The organism is Chryseobacterium pennipullorum (assembly GCF_003384725.1).
In the GTDB taxonomy this organism is placed as follows: Bacteria; Bacteroidota; Bacteroidia; order Flavobacteriales; family Weeksellaceae; genus Chryseobacterium; species Chryseobacterium pennipullorum.
Genome location: NZ_QNVV01000004.1, coordinates 79,672 through 94,817 on the forward strand (window position 1 = coordinate 79,672; position 15,146 = coordinate 94,817).

The window sequence follows — 15,146 nt, forward strand, 5'->3', positions numbered from 1 at the left end:
TATTTTTATGAAATTCTGTACATCCGACGGATGTAGCAGATGACTGTACAAGAATTCACTATTCACTTGCGAAGCAAAATTCACTTATTGACTACTCCGCTATTTTTCGGGCATCACCTTATACGTAGGGTCTTCCTGGATATTCACTTCAACTACCGCTTCGGCATTTTTAAGTATTCTTATGCAATCTTCGCTGAGATGGCGCAGATGCAGTGTTTTATTGTGTTGCTTATACCGTTTTGATAATTTATCTAACGCATCTATCGCACTCATATCCACAATTCTGCTTTCTTTAAAATCAACCACCACCTGATCAGGATCATTTGCAGGGTCAAATTTATCTGTAAATGCAGTTACTGAACCAAAAAATAAGGGTCCGTAAATTTCATAATGTTTCACCCCGTGTTCGTCTACATGTTTTCTTGCCCGGATTCTCTTCGCATTGTCCCATGCAAAAACCAAAGCTGAAATGATCACTCCAACCAGAACAGCTAGCGCAAGATTGTGTAAAACCACCGTAATCACGGCTACAGTAACCCCTACAAAAATGTCAGATTTCGGCATTTTATTAGCAATTCTGATAGACACCCACTGGAACGTACTGATGGCTACCATCATCATCACGCCTACCAAGGCGGCCATAGGAATTTTTTCAATGACAGGTGCTCCAAAAAGAATTATTATTAAAATCAGCAGTGATGCGATAATTCCTGATAGCCTGGCTCTGGAACCGGCATTAAGATTTACCAAGGTCTGAGCCACCATTGCACAGCCGCCCATTCCGCCGAAGAAACCGTTGGTCATATTCGCGACCCCCTGGGCAACAGATTCTTTGTTGGCGCTTCCCTTGGTATTGGTAATTTCATCAACCATTGATAATGTAAGCAGAGATTCAATAAGCCCTACTCCTGCCATGATCAAAGCATATGGAAAAATGATTTGCAGGGTTTCCAGAGAAAAAGGGATCTGCGGAATATGAAACCGGGGAAGATCTCCGCTGATATGAGCAATATCTGCTACCGTTTTTGTAGGAATACTGAATACAAGAACTACAGCGAAAACAATAATAATTGCAACCAGGGAAGCTGGAACTGCTTTTGTGATTTTTGGAAAGAAGTAAACTACTGCAATGGTCAGCGCTGTGAGCCCTCCCATAATATATAGAGGCGCTCCCTGCAGCCAATTCACAGCTCCATTGGGATCTGTAATTTTAAACTGCTCAACCTGCGCCATAAAGATAATAATGGCCAACCCATTCAAAAACCCATACATAACCGGCTGTGGAATAAGCCTTACAAATTTTCCCAGTTTAAAAACTCCTACCAGCATCTGAAGAATTCCGGCAAGAGCCACTGTAGCAAATAGATATTCTACTCCATGAGACTGTATCAAGGCAATTAACACCACTACTGTGGCACCGGCACCTCCAGAAACCATTCCCGGACGTCCTCCTAAAACAGCTGTTACCAGCCCCATCAGAAAGGCAGCATACAGCCCGGTAAGCGGAGAAAGCCCTGCCAGAATCGCAAATGAAAGAGATTCCGGAATCATGGTCATGGCAACGGTAAAGCCGGCCAACAGCTCGTTTTTATAATTTATTTTTTTCGAAAAATCGAATAAACTGATAGTATTTTTCATTGCACGACAAAGGTATCAACTTGCTGAACGTTATACAATTTTTCTGTTAACCCGTTTTAATATTTCTGTCTGGCAAAATGTAAATATTACACTTATTCAAAGATATAATATGTTAATTTTACATAAAATTATCCCATAATGAGGTATTTTTAAATTTCCCAGTGCTTTTGCTTTTTATTTTTGTTTAAATTTGAAAACAATTAAGCAGATTATTTAGCACTGATTAAACGAATAGGTAAAATTGGCGACTGGTACATCGTCAGCTATCCTATAAATAAAAGCTTAGCATACCCAGAAAAGCATAAAGAAACTTTAACAGGGGATATATTATTTACACAAAATGGCAGAAAGAGAAGTTTGATAAGGGAAGGAGTATGATGAACTGTATTGAAAATAAGCAATATACTAAACCGATTAAAGCAATATGAAAGCGTTCCTGTAAGGCATTCAACACTCCAATCTGTTTTTAGAATTTCATAAAATTTCTACTTTACAAGCTTCGGCATTGTAATCTGTTGCTTGATTTTTTTTTCATCCAACATCAAACAATGGCAATTAATATACAATGATATAGACACCTGATATCCGTTTTTATGCAGGAGTTTTAAACAAAAGATACCCGCAAAAATGTTATATAAAGAAATCCATATAGGAAAATTTATTAAAGAAAGAGTTGACGAAAGCAAAATAACCATCGAAAGAATATGCAAATTTCTGAATCGCGATGAAGATGCTGTGGAAGATATGTATACAAATACATCAATGGATACGGACCTTCTCTTGCGATGGAGCAAATTGCTGGAATATGATTTTTTCAGACTGTACAGCTCGCACCTTATTTTGTACGCACCACCATCAGCAGTGGGTAAAAACCAGCAAAAATCTGACAAGATTCCTTATTTCAGAAAAAACATTTACACCCAGGAAATCAAAGATTTTATTATGAAAAGAATCCTTTCCGGTGAAATGACCCAGAACGACGTCATCAAAGAATACTCTATTCCTAAAAGCACGCTGCACAGATGGCTTCAGAAGACTGATAATACTAACGGCTAACCTTCTATAGATATGCGTCCCAATTACAAAAAAATTTACCAGGACATGCTTCGGCTGGAACATCCGGAAAAGTTAGAAGATCCAAAGATCAAAGAGCTTCTGGAGAAACTTCATACGACGGAAGATGTTCTTAAGTTCAATGAAAAGCTGTTTAAACAGTCCCGTGAAAATCAAAAACTTAAGACTTATGACAAAAAAACAATGCTCAAACTTCTTCAGTATCAAAAGAAGCATGAGCACTCTACAAGTTATATGTCTAAAAAATATAAAATAAGCAGAACTACGCTCGCCAAATGGAAATCTATGTTTGAGGAAGAGCTTGAAAATACGATGAAAAGTACCGGTAAGTAGCCCACCGGTACTTTTCAAACTTTAATGCAGTATTATCCGAAAAATAATGAAACGAACAGCTCAAAGAGTCTGAAAATTCCTAAAATAAGGCTTACAATCACCAGCCCAATGACGGAATAGAACCCCAATCCTATCCAAAAATCATCTTTTGTGGGCTGATAACTCTCTTTCTCTCTGTTCCTAGGCTTAAAATCGGGAATATGATTGGTCATTTTAAGGCTGTTGTCTTCCAGTTCCTTCATTACGTTTTTCGCATGGCTGTCAAGCCAATATTTGTTGCCTCTGAAAACAATATCTTTCAAAATAGCATTTCCTGAATTGCTAAGCGACTGCCTGTAAATATCCACTGATTTTTTCATGTCATCATTTTCCGGCTCACATAATATCCAGAATTTTCCCGCTTCATCCAGAAACCCTGCATCGTAGTAGATATGACCGAGTTTTTTTCTGAGAGAAATATCATCCGGGAATGTATTGATCAAATTTCTTAGCCGGTCACATGCTTTTTTTTTCCTGCCTTCTTTAAGGTCGTATTCAATTTTATATAATGCTGCTCTCATCTTTGTATTCTATGTAGGTTATATGATACGGATATCCATTCCCATAAAACAGCTTGATACATGTTCTGTTTTGAATGGGACTGAAGGTCAAGCCCTCTTTTTTCCAATATATTGAGCAAAGTAATGACATAATAGCGCAATCTTTTTGCGTAGACTGACCGTATAAAAAAATAAAAGGTTCTCTTGTAGCCTGATCATTAAAATCTTCTATTATTTGTTTTTACCAAAGAGATCAGCATTCATGGCATTTGACAGATTCATTTTTTAGCTTTGTACCTATTAAACCAAGAACTATGATTAAAGGATTATATGAAACTCACGTACAAGTAAGTGACCTGGAAAATGCGATACAGTTTTATACAGAAATATTAGGGTTACAACTTGCCCACAGGGACGAAACGAGACCGATTGCTTTTTTATGGATCGGTAAAGGGAAAGAATTTATGCTGGGGCTATGGGAGCAAAAAGAAAATCTGCAAACGAGGCATTTTGCATTTACGAGTACGAAGGAAGACATTTTAAATCGTTCTGTGGAATTCCTGAAGAATAAAGACCTTATTCCCTATAATTTTCTGAAAGACGGCTCCATTCAGCCGATGGTATTTGCCTGGATGCCGGCGTTAGCCATTTACTTTAACGACCCGGACGGCAATCAGCTGGAGTTTATTTCAGTACTGGAAGGAGAAGGAAAACCGGAGCTTGGTGTACTTTCCTATGAAGATTGGATGCAGCAGCAATAGCACAACAAAAAAAGGACAGTATATCTCAATATCTGTCCTTCTGTGAGTTAAACGGCAATCATCTTTTTTACCGCCAAAACATGTTTGCATGGTCCCCGCAATCCCTGATATTTACTGAACCACTCGCAGGTACAGCGTTCTTTTCCGGTTTCGATAATGATTGTGTGATGTACGCCTGTCCCTTCTACCCGGGCTTCCGTTCTGTCACTATTGCTGCTTATAATTTCAACTTTCCCAGTCTCAATCAGCTTTTCAGCATTTTTCATCCGGGGATTGAGCTCAAGGATACGGTCTAGCTTGAAAGGTAATCTCCGGTAGAAAAAACCATGATCATCCAGGTCATATCCCAGCAGACCCACAGCCGCAAGCCTTCCGGTAAGATTCTCTGTTTTTTTGAGGCTGATATTCTCATCCAGCGCCAGCATAGCAGCATTAAATGACTGATTGGCATAAGCGTATTTATCCAGTGCATCAATCCACTCATCAGAAACATCCTCTATAAGGTTTTCCAGTACAGCGCCTTCTCCTGAGAAGCCCCGCCAGCTTTCTCTGGATAAAGAAAAACAGAACCTTATATTGCCCATATACAGCTGCCAGGTGGTAGACTGCATTGCAGGATGCGGAAAAACCTGCATATAGTCTATATACGGTAATAATGGCTCCAACAGACGCAACCTGTGCAACCCACCAATACAAACGGCATCCCCTGATTTTACCGGCGAAAACATCGGTTTGTTACCCCGTACGATCAGATAGTAGTCTGATTTTACCACTCCTTTCGGCATTCCCCTGAAAAGCTGTTGTGTTTGAATTTTATTAAAGGTATGCTGCTTTTCTGATTCTGAAAGATACACCTGGACGGTTCCCAGCCCTTTGATCCATTTCAGGGGCAAAGGAACTTTCCGTTCCACTACTCTTTCACTTTCCTTGTGCAATCCTACTTCTTTCTCACCAACGGAAAGCATAATTTTTTCATTAGGTCGGATACTTCCTAAAGCCGTGATCATAGGCTGGTTAAAATCTACGTTTGTGGTTCCGTTTTCCAGAAATTCTCCATCCAGACCATCCGGCAAAACATCCACCCGTGCATATACTCCCGCACAATGGGAAAATCCTTCGAAGCGAAGTCTTTCATTTCCAGCAGTCACTACCGGGTCCTTTAGCAATGCCATCTGAAACGGAGACAGATTAAAGCTTGACTTCACAATATTGGAAAGCGTAATGAGACAACGCGCTAAAATAAAGGGCTGTCCGACATTTCCCCAGAAAAAACACGGAACATCAGTGTTTTTCTGTATCTCACTGTATTTAGCGAGAAACAGTTCTTCCATCGCATCCTTCTTTACCAAAGAAGAGGCCCTGGAATAGTTGTATATAAGCGTATCTTCCATAAATTATTTTTTTAGGAGAAGATTGCAGATTTTTTTCAGGCTCGAGTTTTCTTTCCAGCTGTTAAGTTTTTCGATCACTTTCTGATGAGCTTCCGATTGGTTTAATGCCAGTACTTCGTGATAAACTTCGAGCAGTTTTTTTAAATTGGTAACGGGATTTTCCATCTGAAGTAAGATATTCAGGATCAGTTCTTCTATGGCGATATTATGATTTTTACTTACATTCAGCATGTGGTGCTGCATAAGATCCGTTAATCGTTTTATAGGAGCCCACTCCAGCTTTTCATGCAGACCTATGACTCTTCCCAATCTTACATTATCCATCATCTGATGAGAAGTATGTTCCAGCCATATCTCGGCAGCGGTTCCCCGGATTGTTTTATCACCATCCAGAAAGATTGTTCCTAAAAAAAGATATCCCATTTCGTCCAGGGGCTTTTTAATCTGATACAGTGCCTGTGCCGTATTAAGAACCATATTCCTTTCATAGACTTCGGCCATTCCCGAATAGAAGAGGCATTCTTTGATTACTTTTGCCAGTGTATTGGCAGGCGTATTGGGAAAGCACCACATCATGGCAGGAATTTCAGAAAGGTCTTTCTGCTCGGCAATGATATACTCCATGAATAAAGGTTCTTTTCTTTTTTCAAGGTGGTATTTTGGAATTACAATATTCAGCTCTGCAGGATAATATGAGTTTTTCTTACTGTCTATGGTTTTCCACCCATAAACTCCTGAAAAGAATTCCCGGGGAATATTGCTGTACCCTAACTCTTTAAACTCTTCAAAAACAGTTTCGGGAGAGCGGGTAATCCCTGCAGTCAACCACCAGGAAGGGTGATCAAAACGTCCTTCAGGTCTATCATTTTTACCAAAAAAGAAAAGCAATAAGTCTTTATATTCTCCTTTTAATCGTTTCTCAACAAGTTTCAGGGCTTCAGCCGTATGGTCTAATGCACATCGCTGAAGTGCCAGCTGCACATCCAGATGATGGGGTTCTATATTGCTGTTTTGATAGATCTCAAATCTTTCCACCAAAGTAACCGGAGCGATCCAGCAAGGCGCATGGGTCATGGTAAACATTAACGGGGTAGTATCTCCTGATTTGATTTTTTGGGACGCATATATTGCGATTTCCCTGAAGGCTTTGGCTACAGGATCTTCAGCTCCTACTTTTTCTATGGGCCCCAGCTTTTTGCTATAATTGGAGTAAGCTTCTCGGGTCGCTTCATCTTCACAGGTCCTTTGGTATATTTTTTCAAGATTTTTAAGTTGAACCGGGTATTTCTCCAGTAGATTCAATCCATAATTGATAATCAGATTGCACAGCAGGACATTCAGGTACGGGACTTCCCATTTAGCGATGGTCTTACAGGCCTTGAGAAATACAGGCTCTATTAATTTTACAGATTCCTCATCAGCCTGATCCGCGAAACGGATAAATCCATTCAGTGCAACATCACAATGGTAGCTGTATGGGTCCTCTATAGCCAGAGGAAGAAAGAACATAAGATCTTCAAAGCTTTGGAGTTCTTTAAGTTCATTTTCTTTGCCCGTAAGCGCTATTTTTTCAGAAGTGATCGCCTCCAGTTCATGCTTTTTGTCTTCCACATATTTTATCAGAAGAGGGCGCACAGTAGTGAGTATATTATCGGAGTAATGAGAAAGTGCTTCTGTCATATTTTCCGAAACGGGAATATATTTCAGGATCATTTTTGCTGCCTTAGACTGTATCCCATCATCTTTGCTGACAAATGCAGTTCCCAGAGCCATCCCCAGCATTTCCGGATCAGTTTTTTTCTTTTGTAAGATTTTTTCTGTGACCGTCAGGCTGGAGTTGACCACTGTCTTTACTTCTGAACTCAGCAGATTTGGAAGATAATGGGCAAACTCATCACTTTTAAAGGCAGGGTCTGTTAATATTTTTTTCAAATGCGCCAGGATGGTATTCACCGCTTTCGACTGTACAGAAGCCAGCCCGGCAAGCAACTCATCCTGCAGGCTTACCAATTCTTCTTCAGTGGGCTTTAATGCGGTAAAGGCATCCATAAACCAACCGGTCACATTTTTGTTAAAATTCCTATTCGAAGCCAAAAGACATTCAGTCAGAAACCTCTTTCTTTCCACTTTTTCCTCGGCTATAAGCTTTTGCACCAGAGGGAACCATTCTTTGCGGAACGGAAGCGATTTGGATGGATATTGGCACAGATACCAAAAATGGGTAGCAAGGGTTTCGGGATGATGATCTAGGTCAGAAGGATAATTGCTGAGATGGTATCCAAGAAGCTCGGGCTTTGGCTGTACATAGCCTTTCGCAGTCCATCCCAGAATATCCTGGTAATTAAAAGCGGTAAACTCGGCATCGATGGAATCATTGATAAAGTCTGAAAACCAATCCGGGCAGCCCCATTCCAGAATCTGTTCGGTCTGCTCTATATTGCGGAAAATGCTCCAGTAATTTTTACCAAAGTTCTTCTGGTCCATACAAACAAATGATGCAATATCAATGATAGAATGCTGGTCTACGGATCCAGCCGTATGGTAGGAGTTCTTCGTCATGACGATCTTGCTGATCTCCCGGTCCATTTTCTTTATCGTCGGCACTAAGGTCTTTCTCTCTTCGGCAGTAAGCTTTTTCAGAAAGGGGATGATCTCATGTATTTGTTCCTCATTAAGGATCTCATAAAGTCTTTCTTTCATTTGGTATTAATTTGATGTATAATTTTTTCAGGTTATTTTCGTTTTGCCAGTTTTCAATTTTTTCAGCAACAGTCCTCTCGGGTGGCGGCTGATGCCGGTTCAACAGTTTTTCGTAACCTCACTATAGAGGAAGCCACAGACGAAAAGTTTTCGGTTTCAAAATTGTTATGGGTAACGACAGGATTTAAAATCTTCAAAAAATGCTGAGTAGAACTGAAACTCAAAAGCAGCTCTTCCTGTTGTGCCAAAATTTCATGATCAGCAGGCTCCAGATAAGCAAAAAGCACCCATTCCCATACCTTCACATCATCAAATTCTCTCAGAGATAAGATACATTCCTCCAGCCATGAAGGGACATACCATTCATCAATAAACCCCTCCGGCATAGCGTAATACCCGGGACTCCGTTTTTCGTATTCATTTCTGGTTTTACAACAGGCAAAAGCAGCTAACACAGAGATAGTATTATGCCCCCATTCTTTATTGATTGTTTTCTTTAAAACAGCAGCAACTTCTTTTTTATCTCTAGGTGTAAGCTTCTTAAGAAAAGGAACAATTTCCCTTATTTTATCATCTAAGTATATTGCCTTAAACTCCTCCTCAATAAGCATATATTCATTCTTGCCAGCTAAAATAACAAAAATTGATTCACAGACACTCAATTATCCCTAAAAAGTGAGTTTTTTAACAAAAAATTAAGTTAATACAGGGGGCTGTATAACATACCTCACTTAAACAAGTTTAAATCATTAATCAGTGATATATATGATACTAAGAAAATAATCATGAAAAATCACTACGTTTGAGCCGCCCTGTATGATCCTGAAGGCACCTCTTTATATACGAAAAAACTTCCTTAAAAAAGGAAGCTTCATCTTTGTTTACTTTTAGTTATTCTTTAGACACCAATGTAATATTTTGGCTATATTTTTTGCATCATCTACTCCCCGGTGGTGGGTGCCTTCCAATGGCAGGCCGAGCTCTCCCAAAGCCCTCTGCATTCCTACACTTTTTCTTATAGAAGGATGCGTCTGCCCAAACAGGGTCTTTACATTGATATGGTTATCAGTAAGGGGATAATCCAGATAAAACCTTCTGGCCTGGTTCTGGAGCATATTGAGGTCATAATTTCCATAACTAGCCCAGGTCAGTTCTTCAGAGTCATATTCTGCCCTCAGGATGTCAAATGCATCGTCAAGCATTATTCCTTCATGATCGAGCATATTTTGGGTAAGAGTTGTAAGCTCTGTGCAAAAGGGACTCACCTTTGAATGCCTGGGTTTTATAAGGATTCCCTCGTTTTTGGAGATCCGGCCGGATGCTGCATTCATGATGCATACTCCGATCTCGATGATCTCACTCTCCTGACCTCTCGGCGGCCGGTTTTCCCAGCATGTTGATTCAAGATCTATAATTAATATATTATCTGTTGTTTTCATTTATTTAAATTGTTTATTAGCCAAAAGACCTGTGGAAAGCAGAGAATAATCAATATGATCAGATCTCCGGTTGCCGGCTTAGTATTTCAGCTTGTTATTTTTTACTGTTTCCGGTTGTACATCACAAACAGAATTTTGCTGGAGCATTAAAAAAGTTCCGGTAAAAAAATACCGAAACTACACGTTAACGGTCTTCAATTCTTTTTCAATACACTTAATGACCATCTCATTCAATTTTTTGTTAATCCTTTTCTGCTCCTCTTTTTCAATAGTGGTAAAAGCTTCTGGAAAGTCTTTTCCAAAATCCTCTAAAATATCCTGTGCGAAAAAGCTAGTTACGCGACCAATGATTCCGGGTTCAAATTCACCAATCTTACCCATAACATTATGCAACCTGTTTTCCGTCACATACTTTTGTATTTCTTCCAGAATAGACTGAGCTTTATCACTAAAATGAATATGCTGGTGAACAGAGGTATGCTGTTTTTTCACCATTTTCGATTTCTCGATCCATTTTTCATTCTTATTTTTCAGGATAACTCTGGCTCCATTGCCAAAGTATCTTGTCTTCAAGGTCCTTATAATAGTACCTTCACACATAGTATTCAATTCGGGCAATCCCAGCCAGCCAGGAATTTTAGAGTTGAAAACATTCGGAAACCTTAATGCTTCCTCCAAAGTTCCCTGAAATAAAGTTTTAGCATAGAAAAATCCGGTTTTCTCGAAAATTGCATTGATGACATCCGTATCCAGATAAGTAATTCCGTTTAACTTGATATCGAAAGCATAAAATTCATTGTAAGGCGCATACTCAATGCCCTTCTGCACCCTTACCGCGCCTTTTACAGCTTCTACTTCTGGATGATGGTAACCACCGCCAAACAGTTCTCCGTAGATTACCACTGTTTGAACATCACGATAGATCTTTTTCACTTTATTGAATACATCAATGACATTCTTTCTGTACCGTTCAAGAATCTCGTGGGCATTGAAAAATTTTTCATCACTTCCGATGAAAGCTGTTCTCTTTGCTATTCTGATTTCCTTTCCATCGGTAAAAAAAGAAAAATTCGCTCCATGTACTTTTTCCTGTACAATGAAAATTTCTTCTCCAAACCCCTGCCGTCTGATCTGCTCGATCACCCGGTCCTGGTACGCATTTTCTATCGTGTTATATGTTTTGAAAATCATTTTTTTAGTTTTTAATAGCTTTAAAATTGTTTAAAAGACTGGTGATATTTTTCTTTCCTACAGGATTCATAGAATGACAGTAAAACTCCGGAATGTCCATATGCTGATCCAGGCAATACGCCACCAGCCACTTGGCGCATTCATATCCGGTTTTTTCAACCCATTCCTGAGTATCAGCTTTCGGATCGTGTTCATCTGCAAGGTCATGATCAAAAGAGATCATTTCCGGAAGTCCTTTTTTGCGAATCCAGCTGACAAACTGGTCGTAGTTCTGAACGATGTGCCAGTCACCTCTGAGGAAAAAATCCTGCCGGGTATAATGATATGCTTCAACAGGAAATCTTACATCATCCAGAAATAACAGTCTTTTTGTCTTTTTCATTTCCTTATTTTTTTGTTGGCAGGGCGTTCTGCTTCCAGCCTTCGTCTTCCAGCTGGGCTACACCATCATATCTGCACAATTGGAACTTGCAAATGCGAAAGGTTTTGCTTTAAATACATACCCCATTCCCAGGATATACCCCATAGCATCTTTTAATGCTACATTGGATTTAAAATCCGGATCGGTATTAATGTCTGCGTGTACCTCCATTTCAACACCATACGTATCCAACACAGAACAGATCATGTATGCGATTTCAACAGATTTGTTGACCTCATTCAGCATACGTTCTTTGATGCTAATGCTCTGTATTTCTCTTTCTTTTCTGATAAAGGTAAACGCTCCTTTGCCTTCACGAATAAATACTACTGCCGTAGCATAGCTGATTGCATCGCCATATACATGAGAGTCTGATCCCACACACACTTTCAGGCGGTGTCCACTGGCCTGTTCGCGAATGATGGCTTCTTCTACCAGCTGTGTGATAGAGTGCTGGAAAATTTTTCCATTCATATTCTGCCATGTTTGTTGTTGCGTTTCCATTTTTTCTACATACTTTAATTTATAATTGATACATGATTGTTCATAATGCTGTATTGGCCGTTTCTATAGGCCTTTAACATTTAATTACTATTGTTGATTCATCAGGACTCGAACCTGAACTACAAGAATCAAAATCTTGTGTGCTGACCAATTACACTACGAATCAGCATAACTGAATAAGTGGGTACCCATAATTTCTTATGACGTATTCACGTTTTGCGGAACAGACAGGAATCGAACCTGTCCCTTTAGTTTTTCAGACTAACGTGCAGACCTGCTACACCACTCTTCCCTGTTTGATGGGTAATGAGTAACCGGTAATACATAATATGCCTATGATTTCCCTGTAGTCATTACTCATTGTTCATTATATTTCATTCTTTTTTGGTACGGGAAGAGGGACTCGAACCCCCAGCAGCTTGATCCTAAATCAAGAGTGTCTACCATTCCACCATTCCCGCAGTTTTTATGAGCCAATTATTGTGATCGACCTGAATATAGGTTTCCGGAATTGACCAGTCATCCAGGTTTGAGAAAGTTCTGTCTGTTATAAACTATGCCTGTAAGTTTTTGTAAAGATCATCTGCGCTTGACAAACCTTTCTCATTTCCTGTTATGTTTTGCTTAAAAAAATAAAAGACTGTCGACGTATCGGCTAAAAGATCATCTGCTTCTGACAGTCCTTTTCTCTCTTTTCATCATTTGTGTGAATGGTAACCGGCCAATTTTTTTTAAAATCTGAACTTTCATGGTATTAAAATCATTTCAGTATTGACCGGTTATTCACATCAAGTACTCTATAAGGGGATCGAACCCTTATTCTCTGCTCGAAAGGCAGGCGTCCTTACCATTAGACGAATAGAGCAATAAAACCAACTGACCGGGAATCGAACCCGGACAACAAGAGTACAGTTCCTGCATGCTGCCGTTACATTATCAGCGGTTAGTGGAAGTAGCAGGATTCGAACCTGCTCAGCAATGAAGCAACAGATTTTACGCTGTGTTTTTCATTTTTTTTAAGGAATCGTTCACTTCGTTCCTCATGTCAGTCTGCCCCAACACTCCAACGTTGGCGTACTTCCTTTTTTTATGAGTAATCTGCAATGATTAATAACTAATTTCTCCACTATTCTTTCTCATCGGAGTTAATAAAAGCTTGTCTTAATTTTTTTGTTTGATATAAGAACTTCTGTGCCCGACAAGCTTATATTTTTCCTCCTGAACTAATCTCATTTTAGTTATTTGAGATGGTTATGGGATTCAAACCCACTCAGTTTACACAGCGGTTTTGCAGACCGCCCCGACTCTTCCACTTCGGCGAACCATCAGATTAAAAAATAAAGTCTGTCTAAAATCGTTTGATATAAGAACTTCTGCGCTCAACAAACTTATTTTTACCTAAAAATTTATAAATGATATTCTTTAATTTTTAATTAATCGGGAGAGAAGAAAAGCCTGTCTGTATTTTCGTGTTTGGCGTAAAGATCTTCTGCTCTTGACAAACTTTTACTTTTTCTCCTGAAACAATTAACAATTAGTTATCTGCGATTCCGGAAAGATTCGAACTTTCAACTTCCGGTTTAACAGACCGGCGCTCTGCCATTGAGCTACAAAATCTTTTGTAGTTTCGGAAGGACTCGAACCTTCAACCTTCGGCTTATGAAACCGACACTCTAGCCACTTGAGCTACGAAACCTTTTGTATTCCATAAGGGAGTCGAACCCTTGTCGTTCGGTAGAAAGCCGAATGCACTCACCATTATGTTAATGGAACTAATCGTCTGGAAAGCAAGATTGTTCACTTTAGACAACCACCGTTATCTTTCCAGTTGACAGATTCACTTCAAAATTCTTTTCCGGGAGACAGCCGGAACTCAATTTCTCCATGAATCTTTGCGGTCTATGCGAGAATCGAACTCGCAGTGCCCAAGAGACAGTCGGGCAGGTTAGCCATTACCTCAATAGACCTTTATTTTTGTGATTCGATCTGGCCCGAACCTCTAACCCTTGGTTTAGAAACCCATGCGCTATCCAGTTGAGCCACAGAACCAATGGTAATCCCAGAAAGATTTGAACTTTCAACCCCCGGTTTAAAAGACCGGTGCTCTAACCATTTGAGCTATGAGATTGTATACTTATGGTATCTTCAGGGCCGTTCACTATTCATTATTGTGATCAGCGGTATTCACAAATGCTTCGCATCCCGACTCCTGTTCTTTCATTGACTGACACTTTACCAACTCAGCGAAAGAAACCATAAAAAAAGCGCCTCTTTTCGGGAGGCGCTTTATATAAATTTTACGTAAACGATCATTCGCTGACCCACGTATATAAGCACCTTTTATCCACAATTTCACCATCTATCATACATAGACTTCCTGCCGGCTGCTGTCCGAATAGGATTGAATATGGATTGAATATGTTATGTAATTGTTTCATTTTATTTTTGTTTGTCTTTAAATTATTTTTTGTGAATCCTGAAAACCTGTTGCTTTCAATTTTCGGTTGCAAAGTAAATATGAATTTTTGAAACTCACAAATAAATTTTTAAATCAACTTATTGAAAACCAGTATATTACGATAAATTTTAGCACATAAGGTTTTTGTCCGTACTATTTTACGGATATCTTAATTACCTAAATGACTGTCTCTCACCGGGTTGTCTATCACTCTATTTTATCGTATTAAAGTTTCATTGTGTATTAAAAATTTTTCATGTTTATGGTTATTTTTTTTCATTCTAAATAATTTCTGACCTAAAAAACAAAAAACGCCTCGAAAAATCGAGGCGTTCCTGCAGTATTTTGATTAAATTTTTACGGGTTTTACTGTAAATAATTTCCAAAGTCAGCACATTTCGCCTCATTCCATATCATCTCATCATATCCAAATATCCCCTTTACAAAAGGGTTTTCGCATAGTTCTGCATTGATATGTGCTCTTTGTATTGTCATAATTTCTGGCGCAAAGATAAATCTTTTTTATTATTATTCTATAATTCTCACTGAACAGGGTAATAAAAATAACGGGTCATGATGGCCTTGAACAGGGTGGATCCCGCTTTTTTTTATTGCCAAGTTGTATTCCAAACTGATTCTTTTATGGGGACCAATTACCATTGATTTGATGAAACTCAGATTATTTCTTTGCTCAGGA

At 39.2% G+C, this 15,146-nt stretch carries 13 protein-coding genes and 8 tRNA genes; 3 read left to right on the top strand and 18 right to left on the bottom strand.

Annotated features, from left to right (window positions below):
- Positions 1 to 99 precede the first annotated feature (99 nt).
- Positions 100 to 1,638: a SulP family inorganic anion transporter gene (locus tag DRF67_RS06710; RefSeq protein WP_115927540.1), complete on the bottom strand. Its 1,539-nt coding sequence runs from the start codon at positions 1,636 to 1,638 to the stop codon at positions 100 to 102.
- 627 nt (positions 1,639 to 2,265) lie between these two features.
- On the opposite strand from DRF67_RS06710, the gene DRF67_RS06715 reads away from it, so the two are divergent.
- Together DRF67_RS06715 and DRF67_RS06720 are read left to right on the top strand one after the other, a co-directional pair.
- The gene (locus DRF67_RS06715) at positions 2,266 to 2,694 is read left to right on the top strand and encodes a transposase (RefSeq protein ID WP_115927541.1); all 429 of its coding nucleotides are present in this window, start codon (positions 2,266 to 2,268) and stop codon (positions 2,692 to 2,694) included.
- 12 nt (positions 2,695 to 2,706) lie between these two features.
- Positions 2,707 to 3,045 carry a helix-turn-helix domain-containing protein gene (locus DRF67_RS06720; protein ID WP_115927542.1) on the top strand — a complete coding sequence of 113 codons (339 nt, stop codon included), beginning with the start codon at positions 2,707 to 2,709 and terminating at the stop codon, positions 3,043 to 3,045.
- Positions 3,046 to 3,077: 32 nt separating this feature from the next.
- Here DRF67_RS06720 and DRF67_RS06725 read toward each other — a convergent pair whose 3' ends face one another.
- Positions 3,078 to 3,605 (bottom strand): DUF6584 family protein, encoded by a 528-nt coding sequence (locus DRF67_RS06725; RefSeq protein WP_115927543.1) that lies wholly within the window; start codon positions 3,603 to 3,605, stop codon positions 3,078 to 3,080.
- Positions 3,606 to 3,898: 293 nt separating this feature from the next.
- Between DRF67_RS06725 and DRF67_RS06730 the strand changes: the two genes are divergently transcribed.
- Positions 3,899 to 4,345 (top strand): VOC family protein, encoded by a 447-nt coding sequence (locus DRF67_RS06730; protein ID WP_115927544.1) that lies wholly within the window; start codon positions 3,899 to 3,901, stop codon positions 4,343 to 4,345.
- 47 nt (positions 4,346 to 4,392) lie between these two features.
- On the opposite strand, the gene DRF67_RS06735 is transcribed toward DRF67_RS06730, so the two are convergent.
- The 16 genes from DRF67_RS06735 to DRF67_RS06815 form a co-directional block, all read right to left on the bottom strand.
- Positions 4,393 to 5,736, bottom strand: coding sequence for an SWIM zinc finger family protein (locus DRF67_RS06735; protein WP_115927545.1), 1,344 nt, complete (start codon positions 5,734 to 5,736; stop codon positions 4,393 to 4,395).
- Positions 5,737 to 5,739: 3 nt separating this feature from the next.
- Positions 5,740 to 8,436: a DUF6493 family protein gene (locus tag DRF67_RS06740; RefSeq protein ID WP_115927546.1), complete on the bottom strand. Its 2,697-nt coding sequence runs from the start codon at positions 8,434 to 8,436 to the stop codon at positions 5,740 to 5,742.
- Positions 8,437 to 8,498: 62 nt separating this feature from the next.
- The gene (locus tag DRF67_RS06745; protein ID WP_115927547.1) at positions 8,499 to 9,047 is read right to left on the bottom strand and encodes a DUF6493 family protein; all 549 of its coding nucleotides are present in this window, start codon (positions 9,045 to 9,047) and stop codon (positions 8,499 to 8,501) included.
- Between the two features lie 276 nt (positions 9,048 to 9,323).
- Entirely contained in the window at positions 9,324 to 9,875 is a 552-nt protein-coding gene (locus tag DRF67_RS06750; protein ID WP_115927548.1) for a 3'-5' exonuclease, read from the bottom strand.
- 177 nt (positions 9,876 to 10,052) lie between these two features.
- Positions 10,053 to 11,066, bottom strand: a complete 1,014-nt coding sequence (locus DRF67_RS06755; RefSeq protein WP_115927549.1) for an RNA ligase, Rnl2 family — start codon at positions 11,064 to 11,066, stop codon at positions 10,053 to 10,055.
- Positions 11,067 to 11,070: 4 nt separating this feature from the next.
- Positions 11,071 to 11,448, bottom strand: a complete 378-nt coding sequence (locus tag DRF67_RS06760) for a cyclic-phosphate processing receiver domain-containing protein (RefSeq protein ID WP_115927550.1) — start codon at positions 11,446 to 11,448, stop codon at positions 11,071 to 11,073.
- 57 nt (positions 11,449 to 11,505) lie between these two features.
- On the bottom strand, positions 11,506 to 11,991 hold the full coding sequence (locus DRF67_RS06765) for a ribonuclease H-like YkuK family protein (RefSeq protein ID WP_115927551.1): 486 nt from the start codon (positions 11,989 to 11,991) through the stop codon (positions 11,506 to 11,508).
- Between the two features lie 93 nt (positions 11,992 to 12,084).
- Positions 12,085 to 12,157, bottom strand: a tRNA-Gln gene (locus DRF67_RS06770).
- A gap of 53 nt (positions 12,158 to 12,210) precedes the next feature.
- Positions 12,211 to 12,283, bottom strand: a tRNA-Phe gene (locus tag DRF67_RS06775).
- Positions 12,284 to 12,376: 93 nt separating this feature from the next.
- A tRNA-Leu gene (locus DRF67_RS06780) sits at positions 12,377 to 12,452 on the bottom strand.
- Between the two features lie 332 nt (positions 12,453 to 12,784).
- Positions 12,785 to 12,856, bottom strand: a tRNA-Glu gene (locus tag DRF67_RS06785).
- A gap of 680 nt (positions 12,857 to 13,536) precedes the next feature.
- Positions 13,537 to 13,608, bottom strand: a tRNA-Asn gene (locus DRF67_RS06790).
- Between the two features lie 5 nt (positions 13,609 to 13,613).
- A tRNA-Met gene (locus DRF67_RS06795) sits at positions 13,614 to 13,687 on the bottom strand.
- A gap of 199 nt (positions 13,688 to 13,886) precedes the next feature.
- Positions 13,887 to 13,958 (bottom strand) — tRNA-Asp (locus DRF67_RS21475).
- A gap of 84 nt (positions 13,959 to 14,042) precedes the next feature.
- Positions 14,043 to 14,119, bottom strand: a tRNA-Lys gene (locus tag DRF67_RS06805).
- A gap of 696 nt (positions 14,120 to 14,815) precedes the next feature.
- Positions 14,816 to 14,944 (bottom strand): penicillin-binding protein, encoded by a 129-nt coding sequence (locus DRF67_RS06815; protein WP_115927553.1) that lies wholly within the window; start codon positions 14,942 to 14,944, stop codon positions 14,816 to 14,818.
- Between the last annotated feature and the right edge of the window lie 202 nt (positions 14,945 to 15,146).